This is a genomic window from Erwinia sp. MYb416 (assembly GCF_037479575.1).
Lineage (GTDB): Bacteria > Pseudomonadota > Gammaproteobacteria > Enterobacterales > Enterobacteriaceae > Erwinia > Erwinia rhapontici.
This window is the reverse complement of record NZ_JBBGYT010000430.1, coordinates 1-868: the sequence shown is the minus strand read 5'-3', so window position 1 is coordinate 868 and position 868 is coordinate 1. Positions and strand designations below refer to the sequence as shown.

General features: G+C 54.3%; 1 protein-coding gene. It reads left to right on the top strand.

The annotated features are described in order from the left end of the window. Nucleotides 1-28: 28 nt before the first annotated feature. Nucleotides 29-868 (top strand): DMT family transporter (locus WH277_RS08230; RefSeq protein ID WP_339505221.1); only part of this gene is annotated, 840 nt, incomplete at its 3' end.

The following is an 868-nucleotide window of genomic DNA, read 5'->3' as shown; positions in this document are numbered from 1 at the left end:
GTCAATAACCCGTCATCAGGAGCGTGTTGTGAAGCAAGGGGATATCGGGCGTTTAATTTTACTTGCGGCGATCTGGGGGGCCAGTTTTTTGTTCATGCGCGTTGCCACTCCCTATTTTGGTTCGCTGAATACCGCGTTTTTACGCGTGCTGTTTGGCTGTGTTGGCCTGATAGCGCTGTTGCTGATACTACGGACCAATATGGCCTTTCATGGTAAAGCGTTGCCAGCGATGTTACTGGGGGTGATCAACTCTGCTGTACCTTTTGTGATGTACTGCCTGGCGGCAAAATGGCTGCCTGCGGGTTATTCGGCGATCCTCAATGCCACCACACCGCTAATGGGGGTGCTCATTGGTGGTCTCTGTTTCAGTGAAACCTTTACGCTGAGAAAAATGGTTGGGGTGGTGTTGGGCCTGGCGGGAATTGTGCTGCTGACCACCACCGGCAGTCTGGCACTGGCACAGGATGTGCTGCTGGGCATTGCCGCGTGTCTGGTGGCAACGGCTTGCTACGCCAGCGCCGGATTTCTGACTAAAAAGTGGATTGGCGATCGAGGGGGGCTGGATGCCCGACTGGTTGCGCTGGGCAGCCAGATTGGTGCCACTCTCTTTCTGCTTCCGGTGTTTATCGGTTCGCTGATTGTCCAGCCTGTCGTGCAGTGGAACCATCCCGGCGTATGGCTGTGTGTGCTGGCACTGGGGCTGATCTGTACCGCCTGGGCTTATATTCTGTTCTTTCGTCTGATTGCCGATATTGGCCCGCTAAGAACGCTGACGGTGACTTTCCTTATTCCGCCCTTTGGCATTCTATGGGGTTATCTGTTCCTGGGAGAAACTCTCTCAAAAGGATTTATCGCCGGAGGATTGGTG